General features: G+C 63.7%; 17 protein-coding genes and 2 pseudogenes. 9 read left to right on the top strand and 10 right to left on the bottom strand.

What is annotated here, in order from left to right; genetic code table 11:
• Positions 1–222 precede the first annotated feature (222 nt).
• Complete coding sequence (locus tag IE243_RS10775) at positions 223–1746, top strand: oligosaccharide flippase family protein (RefSeq protein WP_191319404.1); 1524 nt, start codon at positions 223–225, stop codon at positions 1744–1746.
• A gap of 208 nt (positions 1747–1954) precedes the next feature.
• Here IE243_RS10775 and IE243_RS10770 read toward each other — a convergent pair.
• Together IE243_RS10770 and purU are read right to left on the bottom strand one after the other, a co-directional pair.
• A pseudogene (locus IE243_RS10770) lies at positions 1955–2188 on the bottom strand (transposase); the annotation flags it as partial.
• 162 nt (positions 2189–2350) lie between these two features.
• Complete coding sequence (purU, locus tag IE243_RS10765; RefSeq protein ID WP_191319403.1) at positions 2351–3214, bottom strand: formyltetrahydrofolate deformylase; 864 nt, start codon at positions 3212–3214, stop codon at positions 2351–2353.
• A gap of 368 nt (positions 3215–3582) precedes the next feature.
• On the opposite strand from purU, the gene IE243_RS10760 reads away from it, so the two are divergent.
• A complete protein-coding gene (locus IE243_RS10760; RefSeq protein WP_191319510.1) occupies positions 3583–3843 on the top strand; it encodes a hypothetical protein in 261 nt (86 codons plus the stop codon).
• 155 nt (positions 3844–3998) lie between these two features.
• Here the strand turns inward: IE243_RS10760 and IE243_RS10755 are convergent, their stop codons facing one another.
• Complete coding sequence (locus tag IE243_RS10755; protein ID WP_191319402.1) at positions 3999–4784, bottom strand: SDR family NAD(P)-dependent oxidoreductase; 786 nt, start codon at positions 4782–4784, stop codon at positions 3999–4001.
• A gap of 328 nt (positions 4785–5112) precedes the next feature.
• On the opposite strand from IE243_RS10755, the gene IE243_RS10750 reads away from it, so the two are divergent.
• A complete protein-coding gene (locus tag IE243_RS10750; RefSeq protein WP_210319842.1) occupies positions 5113–6711 on the top strand; it encodes a long-chain fatty acid--CoA ligase in 1599 nt (532 codons plus the stop codon).
• Between the two features lie 182 nt (positions 6712–6893).
• Here IE243_RS10750 and IE243_RS10745 read toward each other — a convergent pair whose 3' ends face one another.
• Together IE243_RS10745 and IE243_RS23925 are read right to left on the bottom strand one after the other, a co-directional pair.
• Positions 6894–8018 (bottom strand): ATP-binding cassette domain-containing protein, encoded by a 1125-nt coding sequence (locus tag IE243_RS10745; protein ID WP_505661110.1) that lies wholly within the window; start codon positions 8016–8018, stop codon positions 6894–6896.
• Positions 8013–8492: pseudogene (locus tag IE243_RS23925) on the bottom strand (ATP-binding cassette domain-containing protein); the annotation flags it as partial. The pseudogene IE243_RS23925 and the gene IE243_RS10745, both read right to left, overlap by 6 nt.
• Positions 8493–8848: 356 nt before the next feature.
• Here IE243_RS23925 and IE243_RS10740 point away from each other — a divergent pair.
• From IE243_RS10740 to IE243_RS10715, 6 genes are all read left to right on the top strand, one after another.
• A complete protein-coding gene (locus IE243_RS10740) occupies positions 8849–9814 on the top strand; it encodes a metal ABC transporter substrate-binding protein (RefSeq protein ID WP_210319847.1) in 966 nt (321 codons plus the stop codon).
• Positions 9811–10677 (top strand): manganese/iron ABC transporter ATP-binding protein, encoded by an 867-nt coding sequence (locus IE243_RS10735; protein ID WP_191319399.1) that lies wholly within the window; start codon positions 9811–9813, stop codon positions 10675–10677. The genes IE243_RS10740 and IE243_RS10735 overlap by 4 nt, the downstream gene beginning before the upstream one ends.
• On the top strand, positions 10674–11564 hold the full coding sequence (locus tag IE243_RS10730) for a metal ABC transporter permease (protein ID WP_191319398.1): 891 nt from the start codon (positions 10674–10676) through the stop codon (positions 11562–11564). Before IE243_RS10735 ends, IE243_RS10730 begins: the two co-directional genes overlap by 4 nt.
• The gene (locus IE243_RS10725) at positions 11561–12415 is read left to right on the top strand and encodes a metal ABC transporter permease (RefSeq protein ID WP_191319397.1); all 855 of its coding nucleotides are present in this window, start codon (positions 11561–11563) and stop codon (positions 12413–12415) included. Before IE243_RS10730 ends, IE243_RS10725 begins: the two co-directional genes overlap by 4 nt.
• A 540-nt stretch (positions 12416–12955) precedes the next feature.
• Positions 12956–14188 carry a multidrug effflux MFS transporter gene (locus tag IE243_RS10720; RefSeq protein ID WP_244643066.1) on the top strand — a complete coding sequence of 411 codons (1233 nt, stop codon included), beginning with the start codon at positions 12956–12958 and terminating at the stop codon, positions 14186–14188.
• Positions 14189–14388: 200 nt separating this feature from the next.
• On the top strand, positions 14389–15177 hold the full coding sequence (locus tag IE243_RS10715) for a hypothetical protein (protein WP_191319396.1): 789 nt from the start codon (positions 14389–14391) through the stop codon (positions 15175–15177).
• A 690-nt stretch (positions 15178–15867) separates the two neighbouring features.
• Here IE243_RS10715 and IE243_RS10710 read toward each other — a convergent pair.
• From IE243_RS10710 to IE243_RS10690, 5 genes are all read right to left on the bottom strand, one after another.
• A complete protein-coding gene (locus IE243_RS10710; protein ID WP_244643064.1) occupies positions 15868–16554 on the bottom strand; it encodes a sugar transferase in 687 nt (228 codons plus the stop codon).
• Positions 16555–17464: 910 nt separating this feature from the next.
• On the bottom strand, positions 17465–18592 hold the full coding sequence (locus IE243_RS10705) for an acyltransferase family protein (RefSeq protein ID WP_191319395.1): 1128 nt from the start codon (positions 18590–18592) through the stop codon (positions 17465–17467).
• A gap of 398 nt (positions 18593–18990) precedes the next feature.
• A complete protein-coding gene (locus IE243_RS10700; RefSeq protein WP_191319394.1) occupies positions 18991–20469 on the bottom strand; it encodes a hypothetical protein in 1479 nt (492 codons plus the stop codon).
• Between the two features lie 598 nt (positions 20470–21067).
• The gene (locus tag IE243_RS10695) at positions 21068–22096 is read right to left on the bottom strand and encodes a glycosyltransferase family 2 protein (protein WP_191319393.1); all 1029 of its coding nucleotides are present in this window, start codon (positions 22094–22096) and stop codon (positions 21068–21070) included.
• A gap of 340 nt (positions 22097–22436) precedes the next feature.
• Entirely contained in the window at positions 22437–23309 is an 873-nt protein-coding gene (locus IE243_RS10690) for a hypothetical protein (RefSeq protein WP_191319392.1), read from the bottom strand.
• Positions 23310–23750: the final 441 nt, after the last annotated feature.

Raw genomic sequence — 23750 nt, 5'->3', positions numbered from 1 at the left:
TCCCTGAATGACGTGAAATGGGCGTGAATTTGGCCATGCAATTGCAGTTAGCCCTGTCAGTCAGGGCCGTGATCCGCGACGTGCTGAACCAGGGAGCCGAAGCGCTGGCATGGATGCGCCAGGATCGAGGCTCCGCGAAAACCGGTATGGCGCCCGGCCCGCGCCGCCTTCACCCGTCAAGTCTCCACGCGAGTTTCCACGCATTGGACATTGAGGCGCGGCATGGCTGACACAGCAAACATTCATCCGCGGCAGACCATCAAGGCCGGCTTCTGGGTGATCGGCTCGAAGCTGGCGTCCAAGCTGGTTGATTTTACCGGTCTCCTCATACTGGCGCGCTGCCTCGGGCCGGCGGATTTCGGCCTGGTCGCCATGGCGATGACGACCATCCTGATTGTCGAAGCCATCTTTGAATTGCCGCTGTCCGCCGCCCTTATCCGGTCCATCGACGTTACAGACGGGATGCTGCAGACGGCCTTTACCCTGGGGCTGCTGCGCGGGCTTGCGATTGGCTTGCTGCTGGCGGCGCTGTCCTGGCCGATCGCCTTCCTTTACGGAGAGCCAAGGCTGGTGGAGCTGATCTGCGTTCTGGCGCTTGCGCCCATCATGCGGGGCCTCATCAACCCGCGAATGGTTATTTTCGCCAGGGCGATGAATTTCCGCCCCGAGGTCAAGATGGAGGTCGCAGGCAAGCTGGCCGGCGCGATCACGGCCATTGTCATCGCGGTGGCAACCGGGAGCTATTGGGCGCTTGTCGCCGCCACGGTTCTCGGCCCGGCCATCATGATGGGCATTTCCTACTGGATGGCTCCCATGCCCATCCGGCTAACCCTGATCAACTGGAGGATCTTCTCGGACCTTGTCGGGTGGAACATGCTGTCGCAACTGATTTCGTCCATGAACTGGCAACTCGACCGCCTGATCCTGCCGCGTTTTGTCGATGCGCATACCTTCGGTGGTTATACAATTTCTTCCGATCTGTCGTCGATTCCGCTTCAGTCCGTGCTGTATCCCCTGATCCGCCCGCTCCTCGCCATGCTTCCGAAAGGGCAGGCTTCTTACAGCGATGCATATCTGAAGGCTTCTGGCGGCGTTTTTCTGCTGATGTCGCCCATATTTGTATTCATGATCTGCATGTCGGAGCCGCTCGTCACACTTCTCTTGGGGGAGAAATGGCTTGATGTCACGCCAGTGTTCCAGGCGCTATGCCTGATCGTGATCCTGCACCTTCCTGGCAGCACGATGTGGATCTTCGCCCTGCTGTCGAACCGTCTGAAATCCGTGACCATCAGACTCGTGGTGGAATTGCTGGTTTATGTGCCCATGGCGCTTGTGGGCATCGCGCTGTGGGGCGTCGCCGGCGCTCTTGTGGCCAAGGTCGGAGCCGCGCTCATCACAACCGTCACCAGCATGATCCTCATCCGCGATTTCGCAGGCGCGCGAATTGTTGATCAGTCAGGCGTTCTGTATCGCCCGATCATTTCCAATATATTTGCAGCCGCTACCGTGTATTTTATATTTCATTCTCATGTTTTCGAGGTTGGAATTGTTCTTGAGTTGTTGATATACGGGGTCATATTTTCGGTTGTATACCTTGCTTCCGTCTATTTTACATGGGTTTTGTCTGGTCGTCCCGATCGTTTCGAGGCGGTGGCTTTCAGGATGGCGGCCCAATTTATCGCCAGGATCGACTGGAGAGGATGGGGGCGGAAACTGGCTGGGGTCCGGAGTCTGTCCAAGCCGTGATCCGGCTTGCGCCCTCCCCGTATTGCTCCATGAAAGCTGCGCAACTCCATTGGACCATGATCACGCTCTGGGCGGGCGCTCCGCCCAGAGGAAAAGATCACGTGGTCATCAAGGCCCCGCCAGACGCCAGGGGAGCCGGTCTGGAGTTTGCAGCCGCCTTGAGATCATGCGGCTAACAAATGTCGAATTCATAAATTATATCAATATATTAGTCCGCAGGCCCATAAAGCCGGAGCCACAGGTGCATTGATGCGGGTTGGACCATGGCGAGGAAGTTTTCGGCCAACTTGTCATAGCGCGTTGCCACGCGGCGGAATTGCTTCAGCTTGGAAAAGAAGCGCTCAATCAGGTTCCGCTCTCGATAGAGCCACGTGCTGAAATAGGGCTTCGAACGCCAGTTGGCCTTGGGCGGGATATTGGCGAAAGCGCCCTTATCGCGGAGGGATGCTGCCTTAACGACCTTGCTTGTGGCGTCAGCCTGCCGTTGCCAGCCCGCGATTTATGGGTTCACGACCTGGTTGAATTTTTCCGGGTTCCGACATGCGTCTCGCCACTCCGTATGGAGGGATGCGCATGCCGGAAGCAGGTCTTCGGCGCCGGCCTGTCAGTCCCGGAACACCACGGTCTTGCGGCCATTGAGGAACACCCGGTCGTCAAGGTGCCAGGAGATGGCGCGGGCCAGCACGCGGCGCTCGATGTCGCGTCCCTTGCGCACCAGGTCTTCCGGGCGGTCCTGGTGGGTGATGTGCTCCACGTCCTGGGCGATGATCGGGCCTTCGTCCAGATCGCTGGTGACATAGTGCGCCGTGGCGCCGATCACCTTGACGCCGCGCGCATGGGCCTGGTGGTAGGGCTTCGCGCCCTTGAAACCGGGCAGGAATGAATGATGGATATTGATGCAGCGCCCGGCCAGCTCGTCCGAAAGCTCCGCCGACAGAATTTGCATATAGCGCGCCAGCACAACCAGCTCGGCGCCGGTGTCGGCGATGATGCGGCGGATTTCGCCTTCATGGACGGATTTGTCGCCCGGCGCCACCGGCAGATAATGGAACGGCAGGTCGCCCAGATCGGCGGTGGCGTAGGTTTCACGGGGGTGGTTCGAGACGACGCCGACCACGTCCATGGGGATTTCGCCAATGCGCCAGCGATACAGCAGGTCGGTCAGGCAATGGTCGAATTTCGAGGCCAGCAGCAGCACCTTGCGACGCACGCCGCGATCGCGCACCGACCATTTCATGCCGAACCGCGCCGCCGGGCCGGCGAAGGCGCTGCGCGCCTCCTCAAGCCCTGCCTCGCCCACCACCACGTTGAACGTCACGCGCATGAAAAACACGCCAGTCTCGGTGTCGTCATACTGGTTGGCGTCCAGAATGTTGCCGCCCAGCGTAAACAGCGTATTGGCGACGGCGGCGACGATGCCTGGCTGGTTGGGGCAGGCGAGTGACAGGACGTATTGACGCGACGACATGGCAGGCGGCTCACGATGGTTACGCGGAGCGCAAGCAAAACTGGCCGACGCTCCTCACACCCGGGCGTTAGAGCAGGTTCGGCGGGGATGTGTAAGGGCCCCGGGGCCAGATGCGACAAAATGAAGGTCTGATGGCGGCGGTTTTCGCCGCAAATGGCCGGTTCGGCGGGTGGCGGCGCCATCAACCCATGCCGACGCGCCTGTGCGCCTGACGCCATCCTGCAACGCTCGCGCCGGAAATGCCGCGCCAGATTGGGGGTATGCGGCGCCAACTGTTGTAAGTAACAGGCTAACCGCCACATAAAGACAAACAGACCCTGCGGGCGGGCGATGGCGCGCGTCTGCGAAACACCCATCTGGAGGCCGCCATGATTTTGAAGCAGTTTGTCCCGGCAATGAGCCTCGCGGCGGGCGTCATCATGCTGGGCGTTTCCGGCGCCGCCGCCGCCAGTTCGTCGCCCCAGTCGTGGGGCGCTCCCGAGACGCGGCAGAGCGCCGATCCGCGCTATGGCGTGCAGGGCGGACGCGTTTGCGAGAAAATTTGCCCTACGGACAATCTTCCGTGCGATCCACTGAACTTCAAGATTGCTGATGGACGTTGCCGTGGCGTGATGTCGTCGCCGCGCTAGATCATATGACCGGATGACCGCTGCCCCGGTTCCGAAAATGGGGCAGGGGCGCCGCAGTTCTCCAGTCCGACGGCCAAAATGAAAGGCGCCTTGCGGCGCCTTTGCTGTGTTTGGACAGGGCATGGGCGACGGGCTTGCCGTCGCCCCGATGGCCCTCAGCGGCTGTGCTGGCCGTCGTCAACGCGCACGCAGGTGCCTGTGACGCAGTCGGAGGCTGGCGAAACCAGATACAGCAGGGTGCTGTCGAGCTGGGCCGGCTGGCCGAGGCGCTTGCGCGGGTAGTGCTGGGCGATGTCGCCCATGCGCGCCAGCATGCCGTCCATCATCTCGGAGTGGAATGCGCCAGGGGCAATGGCGTTGACGTTGATGTTGAACTTCGCCCACTCGACGGCGAGCGTCTCGGTGATGCGCACGACGGCCGCTTTGGAGACCGAATACAGCGCCGCGCCATTGCCGGCGTATTCGTAGGCGGCGGCCGAGGCGATGTTGACGATGCGGCCCGGCTTGCCAGCGTCCATCAGGCGGCGGGCGAACTCGCAGGAGAGGATGTAAGGCGCGCGCACATTGGTGTCGAGCACGGAATCGATCAGCTCGACCGACATTTTCACGGCGCGCTGGGCGTCGGGAATGCCGGCGTTGTTGATGAGGATCGTCACCGTTCCCAGCTCTGCTTCCGCTTTCTTCACCACGGCCAGCAGCTGGTCGGCGTCCTGCACGTCAAGCTGCAGCGGCAGGGCGACGCCGCCGGCGGCGCGGATCTCTTCGGCAACCTGCTCGAGCCGCTCAATGCGCCGGCCGGTGATTGCGACCTTCGCGCCGCAGGCGGCCAGCACCTTGGCGAAGCGCAGGCCAAGACCGGACGATGCGCCGGTCACCAGGGCGACCTGGCCGGTCAGGTCGTTCGAAACATGGGGAAGCGGGAAGTCGGTTGCGGCGCTCATGGCGTTTCCTTCTGAATTCAGCCAGGCGTCGGGCCCGGCTCGTTGGATGTTCGGTGATGCGTGCAGCGAACATTGGTTGCCGTGTTGCTACGCAATTCCGGCGCGCCTGGAAACCTGTTTGTCGGAAGATCGCGTGAATGTCCGTGGCGAGGGCGTCGCCGTCCTTGGGAGGCGGCCCGGCGCGGCGCGACCTGCGGCGAAAGTTGGGGGCCGGAACGGTTGCAGGGAAAACCCCACTTCCGCTATGCGAATATTGCAGGGAATCGGCGCGGCTGACGCATGGCGGGCCGTGCCCGTCATGGGGAGCACCAGCGCGATGAAATCCACGATGATGCCGACGCAGCTGTCGCTGAACACGATGTTCGCGCGGCTTGACAGGCTGTTTGGCAGCCGGACCATTACCTCGCGTCTTCCTGACAAGTCGCTGCGGGTGCAGAACTACGCGGAGGTCGCCGATCGCACCCGGGCGCTTGCCCACGCCCTGCAGGGGCTTGGCGTGAAGCCGGGCGATCGCGTCGCCACCCTTTGCTGGAACCATAACGCCCATCTGGAGTGCTATTTCGGCATTCCGCTGGTTGGCGGCGTGATGCACACGCTCAATCTGCGCCTTTCCGGCGAGGAGATTGCCTGGATCGCCGATCACGCCGGTTCAACCGTGCTGATCGTCGACGACGTGCTGCTGCCGCTGTACGAGCAGGTGGCGCGCGCCTACAAATTCGACCATGTGATCGTGTTCCCGTTCAGCGGCGACGTCGCCATTCCGGACGGCCTGCACAACTACGAAACCTTGCTGGGCCCCCACAGGGGCAAGCCGTTCACGCCGGCGCCTCATGACGAGAACGACGCGGTGGGCCTGTGCTACACCTCCGGCACCACCGGCCGGCCGAAGGGCGTCGCCTATTCGCACCGCTCCACGGTGCTGCACTCCCTCACCACCAGCCTGCCGGACCATTGCTGCCTGCGCAGCCGTGACCGGGTGCTGGCGGTGACGCCGATGTTCCACGCCAATTGCTGGGGCCTGCCCTATGCGGCGGTGATGACCGGCGCCAGCATGATCATGCCCGGCCCGCACCTGCATGGCGACGATCTGCTCGACCTGATCCAGGAGACGCAGCCGACCATGGCCCTCGGCGTGCCGACCATCTGGCTGTCGCTGATCCAGTTCATGGAGGCCAATCCGGGCCGGTGGAAGCTGCCGGATGACATGCGCAGCCTCGTCGGCGGCTCCGCCGCGCCGGAAAGCCTGATCCGCTCCTTCGCCGAGCGCGGCGTCACCCTGTTCCAGGGCTGGGGCATGACCGAGACGTCGCCGCTGGGCACAATCAGCTACATCAAGCCGGAGCTGGAAGATGTCAGCGAGGAGGAGAAATTCCGCCTCGCCGCCACCGCCGGCATCCCGGCGACGCTGGTGGAAATCCGCCTCATCGACGATGAGGGCCAGGAGACGCCGTGGGACGGCAAGACCCCGGGCGAACTGCAGATCCGCGGTCCGTACATCACCGGGGAATATTTCCGCGTTCCGGCCGATCCGGACAAGCACACGCCGGACGGCTGGCTGCGCACCGGCGACGTGGCGGTGTTCGACAGGGATGGCTACATGCGCATCACCGATCGCACCAAGGACCTCATCAAGAGCGGCGGCGAGTGGATCAGTTCGGTGGACATGGAAAATGCGCTGATGTCGCATCCGGCGGTGGCCGAGGCGGCGGTCATCGCCATCCCGCACGAGAAGTGGAACGAGCGGCCGCTGGCCTGCATCGTGCTGAAGCCCGGCCAGACGGCGACGGCGGAAGAGCTGAACCAGATTCTCGAGCGTCAGTTCGCCAAATGGCAGCTGCCGGACCGTTACGAGGTGCTGGACGCCATTCCGCGCACCTCCACCGGCAAATTCTTCAAGCTGAAATTGCGCGAGATGTTCCCGGCCTGAACCTGCTGGCGTTTCCGGGCGAAGCGGCGTCCGCTTCGCCCGGGAAAACCCGCCTGGTCCAGCGAGCGATGCGGCGGCCGTCGGGCCGCCGTTTTTCTTTTTGAGCATCTCTGGTGAAAACCCGTTCACCAAAAATGCTCCCTCTCTTTACGCTGACGCATTGTCTCCAAGAAATGCGGGCTTCACTTTTCGCGAAAATGCGCTGGCGCCAGTTCCCGTACGTCAAGGCGGCGCGTGATTCCCAGGCCTTCCAGAAACGCGGCGTCGTGGCTGACTACGAGCAGCGCGCCATCGAAGGCGCCGAGGGCCTGCTCCAGCAATTCGACCGATGCGATGTCCAGATGGTTGGTCGGCTCATCCAGCGCCAGCAACCATGGCGGCGTCGCGCCAGCGAGCGTGCAGGCAAGGCCGGCGCGCATGCGTTCGCCGCCGGACAGGGTTCCGACCAGCCGCAGGGCGTCGCGGTTGCGAAAGGCGAAGCGGGCGCAGGCTGCGAAAGCGTCGTTGATCTCCAGTTGCGGATTGAGCCGGCGGAAGTTGTCGAGAATGCTGGTCCCGGCGTCGAGCAGGCTGACATGCTGGTCGAGCATGACGACGCGACCCTCCGCCCGGCGCGCGTGGCCGCCAGAAGCCGGCAGCAAGCCGGCGGCGATCGCCAGCAACGTGGATTTTCCGGCGCCGTTCGGCCCGCTGACAGCCACCCGCTCGGGGCCGCGCAAATGCAGCGACCACGGACCAAACAGGCGATCGCCCCGCGTCGCGGTCACATGCTCAAGCGTCAGAACGTCCGTGTCTGACGGCAGTTGCGTCGCGGGCAGGCTGATCGTCAGCGGCGTCAGAATTTCCACCCGCGCCTGGGTGACTTCGGCCTGTGTTGCGGCGTTGCTGACAAGGCGCTCGCTGATCCGCCGCGCCCGCCCGCCCGTGTTTTCGGCGCGGTTGGCCCTGGCGCCGAGCAGGATTTTTGGCTCGGCCCCCCGCGCGGCGAAGGCGCGTCCGGCCTTGTCGCGTCTGTCTTTTGCTTCGCGTTGGCGTTGGGCCTCGCGCTCAGCCGCGCGCAGCGCGGCGCTGGCCTGCTCTGCTTCGGCCGCTGCCCGGGCGCGTTCGGCGTCGCGAACGGCGGCGAAGGCTGACCAGCCGCCGCCAACCACATGCACGCCAACCGGGGTCAGTTCGACAATGCGATCCATGTGTTCGAGCAGGCTGCGGTCATGGCTGGCGACGAGAACGCCGCCGCGCCACTCCCTGATCAGACGGTGAACCAGCGCGCGACCCTCCGCATCAAGATTGTTGGTCGGCTCATCCAGCAGCAGCAGATCCGGCGCCTGCAGCAACAGCCGGGCGACGCCGATGCGGACGCGCTCGCCGCCTGACAGCGAGCCGATGCTGCGATCAACGGTCGTGCCCGCCATGGCGGCGCGGGCCATGGCGTCGCCAAGCCGCTCCTCCAGGCTCCAGTCGGCGGCGTCGAAGTCGTCGGCGCTTCAGTTGCCGGCCAGCACGCGCTCCAGAACGGCCAGCGCCCTGTCAACGCCCAGCGCCTGGGCGATGCTCTGGTCCGGCGGCCAGTCCTGCTCCAGCATGCCGACGGAGCCGCGCCGGGCGACGCCGCCGCGCGATGGCGCAAGCGCGCCAGCGGCCATTTTGAGCAGGGTGGATTTGCCTGCGCCGTTGCGACCGACAAGCCCGATGCGCTCCGCCCCGACGGTCAGCGTCAGATCGCGGAACAGGACGTGATGATCCGGCGTCGCCGCCGAAACGGCATCGAAGGTGAGAAACATGTGAGAGAAATCCGGAGTGCGTCAGATTCTGCAGCCCCGCGCGCAGCAATGCCGGTTTCAGCAAACTGGCGCTGCCTGAGGCTGTTGTTCCTGGGTCCGGGCCGTGCGGCCCGCAGGATCAGAACTGGTCCAACGCAGATAACTCCGGAGCAAACGCGAAACGGCGATGCGTCGCCGTCGCGTGTTCATATAAGGCGTTCCGCCCTGAATGGAAAGCAATGATCGTCGCGCGGCTGACGAGGGGCGGCCTTGCCGCCGCCAGAAATCCTGTTAGCGCTTGACGGCGGTTGACGGTGACATTATCTGCAATTCATTCGCAACTGCATCTGATGAGCATGAGGCGACGGTAGATGATGATGCGCAAGCCCTTCTGGCGCCGGTTGGCGTCCGCCCTGATCATTGCCCTGACCATCGTCCCTGGCGTGGCGGCCAGCGCGTCGTCCGCCGCCGCGACGGAGCACCGGCTCAAGGTGGCGACGACCTTCACCATCCTGGCCGACATGGCCCGCAACGTCGCCGGCGATCACGCCGACGTGGTCTCGATTACCCGCCCCGGGGCCGAGATCCACCAGTACCAGCCGACGCCGAAGGATATCATGCGGGCGCGTGACGCTGATCTGGTGCTGAACAACGGCCTGAACCTCGAAGTCTGGTTCGAGAAATTTCTCCAGCATCTGAAGGGCGCCGAGCAGGTGGTGGTCAGCGCCGGCGTGACGCCCATCGGCATCGGCGAGGGGCCCTACAACGGCAAACCCAATCCGCACGCCTGGATGTCGCCGGCGGCGGCGGCGATCTATGTCGACAACATCCGCGACGCCCTGGCGCGCAAGGACCCGGCCAACGCCGCCGCCTACCAGGCCAACGCCGAGGCCTACAAGCAGAAGATCGCCGCGGTGGCGGCGCCGATCCGCGAGCGGCTGGCGGCGATCCCGGAAAACCGTCGCTGGCTGGCGACCAGCGAGGGCGCCTTCAGCTATCTGGCGCGGGATTTCGGTCTGAAGGAAATCTATCTGTGGCCGATCAACGCCGACCAGCAGGGCGCGCCGCAGCAGGTGCGCAAGGTGATCGACGCCGTGCGCCAGCACCAGATTCCGGCTGTGTTCAGTGAAAACACCGTTTCGGACAAGCCGGCGCGCCAGGTGGCCCAGGAAACCGGCGCCCGCTATGGCGGCGTCCTTTATGTCGACAGCCTCAGTGAGCCAGACGGGCCGGCGCCGACCTATCTTGATCTGCTGAAAGTCACGGCGTCGACGATTGCCGATGGCCTGTCCGGACAGCAGAATGACGGCCAGAAGACCGGATCTGGCGGGGCGCAAAAATGAATGACATGGCGTCGGCGGAGGCGCCCGCGATCTCCGTGGATCGGGCCTCCGTGGTCTATCGCAACGGGCGCAAGGCGCTGGACAACGCCGCGTTCGTCGTGCCCTCCGGCTCGATCACCGCGCTGGTGGGCGTGAATGGCAGCGGCAAGTCCACCTTGTTCAAGGCCATCATGGGCATCGCGCCGCTGGCCTCCGGCGCCATCAGCATTTTTGGCGCGCCGGTGGGCGAGGCCCTTCGCCGCCACGCCGTCGCCTATGTGCCACAGAGCGAAGACGTGGACTGGAACTTTCCGGTGCTGGTCGATGATGTGGTCATGATGGGTCGCTATGGCCACATGGGTTTTTTGCGCCGCCCCAAACCGCAGGACCGCGAGGCGGTCGCCACGGCGCTCGGCCGGGTCGGCATGCTGGATTTCCGGCGCAGGCAAATTGGCGAACTCTCCGGCGGCCAGCGCAAGCGGGTGTTCCTGGCCCGCGCTTTGGCCCAGGACGCCCGGCTGATCCTGCTGGACGAACCGTTCACCGGCGTTGACGTCGGGGCCGAGGAGGCCATCATCGCTTTGCTGCGCGACCTGCGCGCCGGCGGTCGCAGCATGCTGGTCTCCACCCACGATCTCGGCGGCGCGCCGACGTTTTGTGACCGCGCCGTGCTGCTGAACCAGACGGTGCTGGCCAGCGGCCCCATTAACCAGGTGTTCACCGAGGACAACCTGCGCAACGCCTTTGGCGGCCGTCTGCGCCGCATCGATTTGCCGGGCGCCGATGGCCGCGCCGTCAATGTGGTCTCCGATGACGAGCGCGCGCTGGTGCTGCCGGCGACATCCCCCGCCAGCGATGACCACACGCGGGGAGGGGCCGCGTGAGCGCGCTGCTCGAACCCTTTTCCTACGCCTATATGGTCAACGCCATGTGGGTGTCGGCGCTGGTGGGTGGGGTCTGCGCCTTTCTCGCCGCCTTTCTGATGCTGAAGGGCTGGTCGCTGATTGGCGACGCCCTGTCGCACGCCATCGTGCCCGGCGTCGCGGGCGCCTGGATGCTGGGGCTGCCGTTTTCCATCGGCGCCTTCTTCTCCGGTGGTCTCGCCGCCGCGGCCATCCTGTTCCTCAACCAGCGCACCCGGCTGAAAGAGGACGTCATCATCGGCCTGACGTTCTCGACCTTCTTCGCCCTTGGCCTGTTCATGACCTCAGTGTCGCCGACGCCGGTCGACATCCAGACCATCATCATGGGCAACATTCTGGCGATCACCCGCGGCGACACGGTGCAACTGGTGGTTATCGCCGGCGCATCGCTTGCGGCGCTGTTGCTGACGTGGCGCGATCTGGCCGCCATGTTCTTCGACGAAACCCACGCGCGTGCGGTTGGGCTGCGGGTCACCGCCCTGCGGCTGATGTTCTTCACCCTGCTGGCCGCCTGCACCGTGGCGGCGATGCAGACGGTGGGCGCGTTTCTGGTGATCTGCCTGGTGGTGACCCCAGGCGCCACGGCGTTTCTGCTCAGCGACCGTTTTGGCCGGGTGCTGGCCATCAGCGTCGCCATCGGCTCTGTCACCAGCTTTCTCGGCGCCTGGATCAGCTATTACCTCAACGGCGCCACCGGCGGCGTGATCGTGGTGTTGCAGACGCTGGTGTTCCTGCTGGCCTTCGTTTTCGCGCCCCGGCGCGGCCTGCTCGCCGCACGGCGGCTGCTGGCCGCGTCGGGCGCGGAAAATCCGCCCGGCAAGGATACGCAGGAAAGATCCGCGTCATGACTGCGCTTTCCGCTTTTCTGGCCGGGCCGTTCAGCGCCGATTTCATGCGTCAGGCCTTTCTCGTGGCGCAACTGGTGGCGATTCCGACCGCCCTGCTTTCCTGCTTTATGGTTCTGCGTGGCTGGGCGTTGCTGGGCGACGCCATTTCCCACGCCGTCTTCCCCGGCGTGGTTCTCGCCTACATCCTTGGCATACCGTTTGGCGTTGGCGCCTTCGCCGCAGGCATGGGCTGCGCCCTGGCGGCCGGCTATCTGCAGGAGAACAGCCGCATCCGTCAGGACACCCTGCTGGGCGTGGTGTTCGCCGGCATGTTTGGTCTCGGCCTGGTGTTGTATCGCGCCGTCGACACCGACATACACCTGGAGCACATCCTGTTCGGCGATCTGCTTGGCGTCGGGCCGAAGGACCTGATCCTCTCCGGAGCGATCGCCGCCGCCGTTGTGCTGGTGATGGCGCTGCGCTGGCGCGACCTGGCGCTGCACGCCTTCGACCCGGTGCAGGCGCGCGTCGTCGGCCTGCCCGTCAGGCTGTTGCACTACGGCTTGCTGGCGCTGATTTCGCTGGCCATCGTCGGCGCGTTGAGCACCGCGGGGCTGGTGCTCGCCATCGCCCTGCTGATCGCCCCCGGCGCCATCGGCTTCCTGCTCACCCGCCGCCTGTCGCGCATGCTGCCGATCGCTGTGGCGGCCAACATGCTGGCGGCGGTCGCCGGCGTCTTCGCCAGCTATCACCTCGATAGCGCGCCAGGGCCGACGATCGTGCTGTGCCTTGCCGTGATGTTCATCGCCGCCATGCTGGTCAGCCGCTGGCGCCAGCGTCGCGCCCGCGAGGCTGGAGGGGCTGGCGCCTGAACTCCGTCAAGGCCAGCGGGATGTGGCTGCGGCGCATCACCGGTATTCATGTGATGGGCGCATGTCTGTCATCCGCTTGCAACTTGTTGTGATCAATGGGATGAAGGCGCCCTTTTCTCGGACGCCTGATCATCTGGAGTGGACGTCGTGACCATGCATGACATGCCTTATGCCAGGAACTGATGAGCCTCATCGGGTTCTGGCAGATCCCTGGCGGCGTTCAGGACTTTGCTGGCGGATGCGCCGGCGGCGGCCAGGCCACAGGCGCGACGTCGCAATGACGCCGTGAGTTACGGGCGCTCCCGACCGGAGACCCGCCAGACCGGGCGGGCGCTTCCTGTCAGGAAACAGCGTCAAATCAAAGCGACAAGAGCGTGTCCGCGCCCTGGTTCTACCTGACGCGCTCCAACCTGTCCTGCTGGATGCGGCCATGGCCGCCCAGTCCGGACAGTGAAGCTGTTTTTTCATGTATTGAGACGCGGCGTCCGGGAGCGCTCCGCGTCAGGACGCGTTCCTGCGCCCGCTACCCCAGGCATCGCCATGCAAAGCACCACACGCGAGTCGCATCCCCCTGGACGCATGAGTTACCGGGAGTTTGTCGCTTTCATCGCCGCCCTGATGGCGACCAACGCCCTGGCCATCGATTCGATGTTGCCGGCCCTGGCCGAGATCGGGCGTGACCTTGGTCTGAGCAGCGACAATCAGCGCCAGTGGATCATCACCGCCTATCTGCTCGGCTTCGGCGGGGCGCAGATCTTCTACGGCCCGGCGGCTGACCGCTTCGGCCGCAGGCCGGTGCTGATCTTTGGCCTGGCCATGTATTTCATCTTTGGCGCGCTGGCGGGACTGGCCAATACCTTTGAGACCATGATCATCGCCCGCGTCGCCCAGGGCGTCGGCGCGGCGGCGACGCGCGTGCTGGCGGTGTCCATCGTTCGCGACTGCTACGCCGGCCGCCAGATGGCGCGCGTCATGTCGATGGCGATGATCATTTTCATGCTGGTGCCGATCCTGGCGCCGTCGTTCGGCCAGGCGATCATGTTGTTCGCCCCCTGGCACTGGGTGTTCGGCCTGCTGGCGATTTTCGGCGCCGTCGTGCTGGTGTGGATGCTGCTGCGCATGCCGGAGACCCTGCATCCGCGGGACCGTCGCTCCATTGACCCGGCGGGCGTGTTCGCCGCCATGCGACAGTGCTTCGCCTCCCGCGAAGCGGTGGGCTACATGCTGGGCAACACCCTGGCTCTGGGCGCGCTGTTCGGCTACATCAACTCCACCCAGCAGATCTTCTCAGACGTGTTTCACGCAGAGCATCTGTTCACCACCATGTTCGCGTTGACGGCGGGCTTCATGGCCGTGGCGTCGTTGCTGAACGCCCGGTTGGTCGAGCGCTTCGGCATGCGCCTGCTCTCACATACGGCGTTGCTGGGTTATATCCTGGTCGCGCTGGCCCACTTCCTCATCGCGCTGGCGGGCTTCGAGAATCTGGTGACGTTCGTTGTGCTGCAGGCCTGCGTCATGTTCTGTTTCGGCATGATGAGCGGCAATTTCGGCGCCATGTCGATGCAGCCGCTGGGGCATATCGCCGGCACGGCCTCTTCTGTTCACGGGTTCGTCACCACCGTTGGCGGGGCGCTGACCGGCTTCTGGATTGGCCAGCATTTCAACGGAACCACCGTGCCAATGACAGCAGGTTCCGCCATTTGCGGCGTATTGATCCTGATCGTCGTAATTATAACCGAGCGCGGTCGTCTGTTTCGCCCCCATAATGCCTGAAAATCTTGCGGATTGGCAAACATATAAAGCGTTGCCAATCCGTAACGCCTCCATAAAACCAGAGCATGACGTCTGAAAGCGCATGACTTCGTGCTGACGACTCGCCTACAATTTGCGCGTTGCTCAGCTCTGCCCGAAGCGGTCCGATCCGGTGGGGCCGAATTCGGGCATGGGCTTCAGGGCGTGGGGTTGGGGGTGATATGTTGCAGAAATTCTTGCGGTTTGCTGCGATTGGTCTGCTGTCCGGGACGTCGGCCATGGCGGCGGATCTGTCAGCGCGGGTGGACCCACTGGAGCCTGTCGCGCCCGCAGCGGCGGCCGGGGGCTGGCAGTTCAGCCTGACGCCCTATATGTGGGCGGCCGGCGTGAGCGGCGACGTTGGGCATGGCGACCGCACGCTCGCCCATCTGCGTTACGACTTCCCGAAGATCATCGATACGTTGAACTTCGCCGCCATGGGCATGGCGGAGGCGCGCCTGGGCCGGTTCTCGCTGTCTTCCGACCTGATCTACATGCGGATCACCGATCATGTCGCCATATCCCGCATCGGGCTGGCGCGGTCGCGGGTCGGCGTCGGCATGCTGCAATGGACGCCGCTGGCGGGCTACGCCGTCCTTGACGACGGGCGCAGTCGTCTGGAACTGGTGGCGGGCGCCCGCGTGTGGTCGGTCAAGACCCTCATTGGCGCGGAGTTTGTGCGCTTCGGCGATCACGAGGCGCAGCGCACGAAGACATGGGTCGACGCTGTCGGCGGCGTGCGCGGCCAGACCTTCCTGACCGGCAATTTGTTCCTGAACGGCTGGGCCCTCGCGGGCGGCGGTGGTTCTGATTACATGTGGGACCTGATGGGCGGCGTCGGCTACCGTTTCAATCCCATGTTCTCGGCGAACCTGGGCTATCGCGCCCAGCAGGTGAAGCTCCGGCAGTCCGGCTTCCTGTTCGATGTCGCGGTCCATGGCCCCATCGCCGGCGTGCAGATCGCTTTCTGACGCCAAAACCGGTTGAGCCTGACGCCTTGGGTTTTGGTGAAGCCCGGGGGCCGCAAGGCATTCCAGCAGGAAACCCGTTACGCTGACCTTGCTTTGCAAACCGCGGAGGTCCCGGCATCTTCCTGGTCTGCGCATCGCGGGTCGTCGCCTGACCAAGCGTCTGGCAGGCCAACCAGAGGACATGGGCCCGGGGCGTTTCCGGCAGGCGACAGGATCAAACGAAACCTGACGACCCGCAGTGTATTCTCGCGGGACGGGGTTTGGGAAACACGTTATTCTCGCCGTCAGGGGCGCCGGAATGGCGCGCCTGGCGGACCGCCACAGATCTGGTCCGGGCTGGAACGACCAGGGGGCATATATGGGAGCAGTCTGGATGGCTGTGAGTGCGGCGGCGGGTTTTCTACTTGGGATGAGGTTCGGTTACCCTGTTGCGTTCCTTGCCAGCGTGTTCGTTGCGGCTGCGGGCGCGGGTTTCGCGCGTCATGATGGCTGGAGCGCCGCAGCCTGGATGGCTATTGGCGCCTGGTGCACACTGCAGATCGCCTATTTTCTCGGCGCGCTGGCAAAAACCGCTGTGTCGCGGCGCGCCCGGTAGCGCCAGACTCGCGGCTGGCTTGAAACCCGCCTGAGCTGGGCGCGAAACGCGCCGTCGCCATGGACCAGGCCGGCGGCATGGCGATGGCGCAAGCCTCACGAGGTCTGGTTTGAACGCGCCACGGCGGGAATGGTGCGCGCAAGGATCGTCACGTCGGTCCAAAGGCTCCAGTTGCGGACATAGTGGGAATCAAGCGCCACGCGATCGGCATATGAAAGGGCATTGCGGCCGCTGACCTGCCAGGGGCCGGTCATGCCAGGACGTGCGGCGAGATAGTCGTCAATGTAGCGACCGTAAAGCGCGAGTTCGTCGGGAACCACAGGACGCGGGCCGACGCAACTCATCTCTCCGCCAAGAACGTTAAACAGTTGCGGCAGTTCATCGAGGCTGGTGAGGCGCAGGGTCTGGCCGACAAGGGTCACGCGCGGGTCGTGACGCAGCTTCCGGTTCTCCCGCCATTCGGCGGCGGCGGCCGGGTTGTCGCGCAAATGCTCGCTGAGCCGCCTTTCGGCGTCGCGAGACATCGTACGGAACTTGTAGCAGAAGAAGGGCGCGCCGCCGAGGCCAACGCGTCGCTGGGCGAACAGGACTGGCCGCCCCATGGTGATCGCGATCGCCAGGGCGGTCAGCAGCATCAGCGGCGACAACACGAGCAGCGCGGTGACAGCCACGATGATGTCGAGCGTACGTTTCCACGTCCCGCCGATCGCTGGCTTGCCCTCGATAACGCGAGATCCTGTGTAAGATGCGCCTCCGCGCGTGGTGATGGGATCGTTCAGCACCGTGAGTCGCCCTCCGCAACAGGTCTAATTAGAGGTGCGGCCAATCCGTCTCCGCTCCAAGGTGTTAGAAGGTGTATGGCCGCCGGATTTGCGGGCGCCCGCTTAATACCTTTGCGCGCGTTGGGCGCTCCTGGTGGGGCTCATCGTTACCACCGGCGACCCAGGGCTGCTCGATTGGGGGAGACGCTACGGCAACGGCGCCGGACCAGGTAAACGGTCTTCTGCATGCCGGGGCGAAATGGATGCGGCTGCATGGGATGCGCGGCGCCGTTCGGTGGGTCTGGGGCAACGCGGGCTTGCAAGGGGAGGGAGCGACAGGGACGCATCGCGTAATCATCCTTGGGGAGTCTGGCCTTGCTGACGTATCGCGCGGCTTTCCGCTGCCCTGAAGATTGGCGGTCTGATCGGCGGCCGCAGACCGCCTGACTGATCAACCTGAAGACGAAAAGCGGGGCACATCTGTTCAGGATCGCCGCGCCCGGGATCAGGCGCCTTTCAAACCGCGCGTTCGGGCGCCTCAGGAGGCCGCCTGTGCGTCATCCTGCTCGCTATGGCCCATCCTCAGGAAAGGAGCCGGCAGGCCTGGGAGTGCTTGGGAGCCTGGCGTTTGGTCCGCCCTTTGTGCGCCCGTTGCCGGGGGGAGAGGGCGCCGGTCGGCAGACACGCTGCAGGGCTGGGCGGCTACGGGCGTTTCCCGCCGCTGCGATCTGTTGCGGATCACGTAAACGATCCCCTGTCAGCGCCCAGGTCATCAATCGGGGTGAGCGCCGTGCGACCGCTGGAAACACGCGCCAGTTGCAGCTTGCCGAAAATGGGGGGCACCAGCCAGCACCGCTTGCATCGTGACGGCAGCGCAGCACGCATTACCGCAAATGAGTTGGCCCAGCATCTGGCGACGCCCAAAACCTGATTATCTCCCATCCTTCCTGGCGGCGGCCTCACTTCCCTGCGCGCTGTGTCCACGCCACGGAGCGACAGGCGCAAGCCGTAATTCCGTTGACGCCAGTTTCGTATTTTCTTGTGAACTCAAGCGTTTTAGCAAGACGTCTATGGGCTTCTCAATGTAACGACGCGCCATGACGCCAACAATGATGCATACAAATGTTACAATCAGAATAAACGGTATCTGGTTCATGGAGCCAAAGGTGTTGGTTTTGAGAATTTTTCCATAAGCGATCATACAGAACACATGAGTCAGGTACATTGAGTATGATGCGTCGCCAAGTTCGATCAATGCGCCGCCAAGTTGGCCACTGGCGCTGTCGAGTTTCAGGCACGCCGCAACGATGATTAGCGCCGGTATTCCCCATGCGATCACGCGATTCCATCCCTCAAGGCCAGCTGTGGATGAATGAGCGACGATGTACGGCGCAAACATCGCGAATATGGCGGCTGCCACGCCGACCAGAAAGCGTCGCTGGGCCGCGCTAGCCAGGACTATGGGCTGACAATAAAACAGCAGCATGCCGAAGCAAAATTCCAGCATGATGGGGTTTGCCAGAAACTCATTTTTCGCAACGGTCCCGCCAACCAATGACAATGAAAGCACAAGAATAGTTGAGTATGTTGTCAGCCTGGCGGACCTGAAAAACAGTGACGCAGCAAAGACCAGATAAAACAGCATCTCATAGCTGAGCGTCCAGGCGACATTGATAATTCCCCCGCCCGGAAACAGGATCGCCGATCTCCAGAACGTGGATAACGTAACATCCAGGCTTTTCATGAAGCCAACGCCCCACAATGCGAGCATGGTCACCAGACAAAACCAATAGAATGGGTAAATTCGCAGGGCTCTGTTTCTGAAAAACGGATATGGCGACGTTAACGGTCGGGCTGGCCCGAACGTCGTGTACATCATGATGAAACCACTGATGACGAAGAAGATATCGACCCCAAACGCGCCGCAGGTCGTGAGCCAGTCAGGACTGAAGCGCCCGGCGCTTCCATTCGACATTTCAAGCGCATGATGGATCACGACGGACAGGGCGGCCATGCCGCGCAGCATCTGGATGCCGTAAAGTTCCTGGGGCTTGCCCATTCCTCGCCACCCTTCCCCGAGACGTCGTCAGATCTGGATATGACGATCTGTATGGATTTACTTGCTGAACCAGCAAGGCAATATCACGAAAAGGGTCGGAATATCCACCCACAAAGGTCAATGAAGAAAGCAAACGGCTTTATGTATACTCCGAAAGATAGAGTGCGGCATCGTTGCCGGCGAATGTTCGTGGCCGCGCATGTCCGGCAAACCGGTCACCCGAACCGCATGACGGCCCGTCACTGTCGCCCGGGGGCGCCGCGACTGGGCCCCTTCGAGAATGTCCGACAGTTTGTGCGCGACAACTGGCTCCCAAAAACGGAGCCTTCCCTCCCGCGACGGCGCCATGGATCACTGCGGCAATGCAAGGAACCGGCTCGTGGAACAGCCATGGCGCATCATGTTCGCCGGACCGCCCGAACGGGCGCAGGTCCTGAGCAGGGCGATCCGGTATGAACATTGTCGCCGGCCGCCAGCCGGCGCGCCGGCGAGGACGCCGCAACGGGCGCCTGCGCCTGCATGGATTGGCGGGCGCTTTGCGCCACCGCGACGCAGATGAAAAACAGCATGCCTGGGTCAGCGCTGCCGCCCGCCAGCAGGGATGGAACCAGGGTTGCGAGGCCGGTCATGCGCGCGGCTTCGTATAGCGCCGGCAGGTTGGAGGCGTCGCTGCGCGATGGCGGCAGGGCGCGCAGCAGCGTCGCCGCCAGCAACGCCTGGAGCACGGCTCCGATGACGCCGGTTTGGCTGAGCACGGCGATGAGCCAGTTCGAGGCGCGCGAGCTGCCCATGCCGACGCCCAGGCCGCCGGTTTCCAGGAACGTCGTCAGGCTGCGGCTGTTCCAGTAGCCGCGTTCAGCCGCTGATGCGGAACTTGCCTTGTTAAAGATCGCTGCGTCGAGCAGTTGTTGTATGCGATCGAAGGCATTGCCATTGTGCAAATAAATCGCGATTACCGCCGCCACGCAGACCAGGGCCGCAAAAACCAGCAAGAGGTCCACTTTGCGGACGCGGCCTTGCAGCAAATTGAACAACGCCTTCCCGGCAAGGCAGATCATGTAGATGGCGAGACATCCATAGGCGGACGAACTCGTCGACAGGAGCAAAAGCGCCAGCGACGCCACCGCCAGCATGCCCACGCGCCGGTCCCCTGTCAGGCGGCTGTAGGTCGAGCAGAATACCATGCTGATGAAGATCGCCGCGCCAAACGCCGACGCCTCGGAGTGAGCGCCCGAGATGCGGAAGAAGCCGGCGTGCTCCACATCTGTCAGCATGGCGTAGCTGGCGGTGCGGATGACTTCAAGCACATCCCCAACGCCACTGGCCTTGGCGGCAAGGTCAATGGCGCCCAGCGTGACGTTCAGCAATGCGCACAGTATCAAACCCTTGCTGACCAGCACGAGGCGGCCAGTGTTATTCAGGGTGGCGCCGAGCGCAATGCAGGTCATAATGCCCAAAACGAAATAAGCTGTCTGCGAAATATTCCCTGTGACGGGCGCCAGCACGGTCTCCACAATGGCGCCGTTTACCGGGACAAAGACGCTGGTTTCACCAGCAAACAGGCGCGGTAGAATGATCGCTGTCATTACCGAATAGACCATGAGCGCCAGCAGCGTGAGCGATAGCATGGGCGCGCGGCCCGTCGAGACCACCAGTGAGCGCACGCCGCCTCGCCGCAGGAACTGCTCCGCCACGAGGCAAATGGCAAACAAGGTGTAGATCTGTGGCGATGACCCGCCCAGCGCCGGCAGTGTCGCAAAGGCTGTGGCGCCGAAGGCCAGTGAGACGGGCAGTCCGATCAGGGTGGCTGAGCCAAGCATGCGGCCGGCGATAGCGATCACCAGGCAAACCAGCAGTCCGACAGGGGAAGGCGTCATGTGCTGTTTTCCTGCCATCCCGCTGGGGCAACAGGGGCGCGCCGTTGAACGCCCTGACGCTGCTGCCGTGCCGCGACGGGCATGGCGCGAAACCTGTGGCAATGAAGCGGTGCGCCGCCATGGCAAACGCGTCGTCGGGCTGGCGGGATTGAGCGCCTCACGTCGGTGGCCATGGCTGGCGCCGCTGGCGGCGTCAGCAGGGAGAGCACGATTGGCGCGCGCACGGCAACGGCGGCGTCGCGCCAGCGCGGCCACGGACCGTCAATCGCGGACGTGGCCCGAATGATGCTGGAGCGCGCGCCAGACGCGCTCACATGCGCATTCGTACAAACATCTGGCACGGCAAGTATCCCTCCTTTTATTGCCCCCGTTATTGCCCCCAATTTGTGGCCAGATCTGCATCTGGCCCAAGTTGTGAGAAGCGGCGGCCTGTCCGGATTTGTGCGAGGGGCCTGGTTCCCCTGCGCATGGCGACCATCTGGACCGCGTTGCCTTGCGACCGGTGAGGGGCGCTGAAGCGTTCCGGCCAGCTCCGTGACATTGGCCACGCGGGCCGGCGGCTCATACATTCTGCGCGCAGGACAGGGGCCCCTGCGCGTCAGGAGAATGCCTTGTCCTGATCCCGTGCTGAACTGCCCGTCCCGCCAGGCTTGCCGGAGGCGCGCCATGGCCCCAGATCAAGCGCCAGGTACCAGGCGCAGCGCGCCAGGAGGTGCAATGACACCGACGGACTGGTCTTCAAAGCTCCTTTCAGGGCCAGAAGGCCTGCGTCGTAAAGGGCGCGCGTTTGCGCCAGACCCAGTTGACGCTCCCTGCGATAACGCCGGATGCCGACCCAACCGGCGAAGGTCGGTCCGGATATTCTCTGCCGCCGCAGGCCACGCGCTTGCCTGTTGTCCCGCACGCGGACAACGTCGCAGCGGGCGGCGTTTTGCTCCTGCTCGTGAAGCTTGCGCACCGAAATATTGTTGCCGTGAATCCGGTAAAGCATAAGGATTTCTGGAATTTCCGCTATGAGTCCGGCGGAGCTTGCTCGCAAATAGAGGTCATAATCTTCGACGTGTTCAAATTCTTCCGAGTAAGCGCCAATGGCGCGAATGCAATCTGTCCGCATCATCGTGGTTGGATGGAGAACTTGCAAAATTGAGGGGGGGAACCGGTTTGTTTTATTGTTGCCGAGTATGCAGCGGATTTTCTCCGTGGTCTCTGGCGCTGTCGCCCCATCGCTGGAATCGTCGGGACCTATTGTCCGCGACCCGGTGCCAAGAATCATGATGCGCGGGTCGGCGTTCATGATCGCAAGTTGCCGGATGAAACGCGTCGAGATGGCGACATCATCAGCATCCATGCGGGCGATGTATTTCCCCCGGGCAACAGCGAGGCCAGCATTCAGGGCAGCGACAATGCCCTGATTGGGCTGGTGAATGACGGTCACGCGCGTGTCCCTTGCCGCCGCAGCGTCAATGATGTCACCGCTACCGTCCGTGCTTCCGTCATTGACGATAATCAGTTCAAAACAGGTAAATGTTTGTTGCAATATCGAGTTTATGGCAATTTTTAACCATCGGTCTCCGTTGTAAACTGGCATTATGCATGAAATTACCGGTTTAGTTTCAGGAACCACCATGACGCTACCCCGGATTCGACGCGATGGCGTCGGCGACGTTGCCTGTCCTGCGGCCGGCTGGCCCTGAGGACTGGCTCCGCCATGTCTGAAACACCTGTATCCGTGCAAGATTGCGCGTGACGGTTCATCAGCCCCAGTACCGAAATGGCGTCCGACAGTTCGCAGATGGGACATTGCGACGGCCCAAACGCCGTATATCCGGCTCCAGCCATCCGCCTTTGGACGGCTCCGCATAAGGCGCCCGCGTGAGCCTGCATGCGCTCCCGTGGTTCGCTGGCCTTTTCCTGGGCTGGGCCCGTCGGCTTGCCGTGGTCCGGGGGCCAACGCGAGGCGCCCCCGTTTATGGCGCCGCAGCGTTGCGGAAGGCGTCAAAGGCGGGTTTGCGTGCGCCCGTACGCCAGCCATTGCCTCCGTCGCGCTCAAGTTCCACCAGGCCCATGTAGGCTTCGAAGTGCGGCGCCCAGTAGGCTTCATCCAGCAGCTCGTAAACGTGGGCGGCTTCAATGCGGTAGGGGCTGGCCAGCCGTTTCAGGGAATCCATGATGGCGACAAGTCCTTTGGCCTGCCCATCCTTGCCGTCGCGATAGCTGCCGGAATCGTGGTTGAACTCGGTGATCCAGATCGGTTTGCCGTAGCTGGCCAAAATTTTGAGCGCCCATTCCGGGTCCACGGAGTAAAGGTGCCAGACGGAAATTTCCCACGGCACGCCATCCTTCGCCAGGCGGCTAAAAATTCCGGTGTGGCCCCAGCCGGCAGAGCCGAGCGCCCGGCGGGCTTTCGGATTGGCGGCGGCGACGCCCTCGGCCAGGCCTGAGAGCACGGCGGCGACCTTCCGGTAGCGCGGGCCATAATAATCCAGTTCGCCGAGGCCTCCCGCGGGGCCCCACTCGCAGGGATATTGCGTGCCGTCATCACGCATCTCGCAGGGCTGGATGATGGCGTAATTCTCCATCTCGTTGCCCAGCTCCCAGACCGGAACGTCAGGCAACCGGCGGACGAAGGCTTCCGCGAAGGCGCGGGCCCTGGCCTTAAGGGTCGGTTCGTCGTTGTCCTTGAGGCTCAACGGGGGGGTGAGCACAGGCAGGACTTCGATTCCGCGCGCAGCCAGCGTCTCGCGCAGCCGCGCCAGTTCTTCCATCTGGTTCAGGCTGGTGACGTCCACCCTGTAGGAACGGGCGTTCAGCTCGCTGAGAAGCGACGCCTGCTGTTCCATCGATACGCCGGGATAGGAGACCAGGGGATGTCCATTAACGCCCCATGTGATGCCGGACCGGGGCGCCGGGGCGGCCTCCTGTCCAGCGCGCGCCGGCGCGCCCAGGCAACAGAGGGCGAGCATGATGACTGCCATCAGCCGGCGTGGAGACGGTAGGCGGAGTAATGATGGCGAGGCCGACACGCTCCTGACTCTCCTGTCTGCCGGTGAGCCGGGCGCGTTGCGCCCGCTTTGTCGGGCTGGAGTCTGACTCCGTCCGTGGCTGGAGAACAGGCCGCCAATCAGCCGCGACTTACCGCCAAAGGCGTTAATCGGGCCAGCCCGGGATACAGAAACTCATCCAAAGGGCGCAGGCGCGTTCACCCATTGCGCCTCATCGCGCGCCGACTGACCTGGCGCAAACTGGACACAGGCCCAGGCAGGTTGGGGATTGGGCCGGGG

Origin of the sequence: Camelimonas fluminis (assembly GCF_014656355.1) — a bacterium.
Taxonomy (GTDB): Bacteria; Pseudomonadota; Alphaproteobacteria; order Rhizobiales; family Beijerinckiaceae; genus Camelimonas; species Camelimonas fluminis.
Note: the sequence above shows the minus strand (reverse complement) of the source record. Positions and strands in the feature narration are given on the sequence as shown.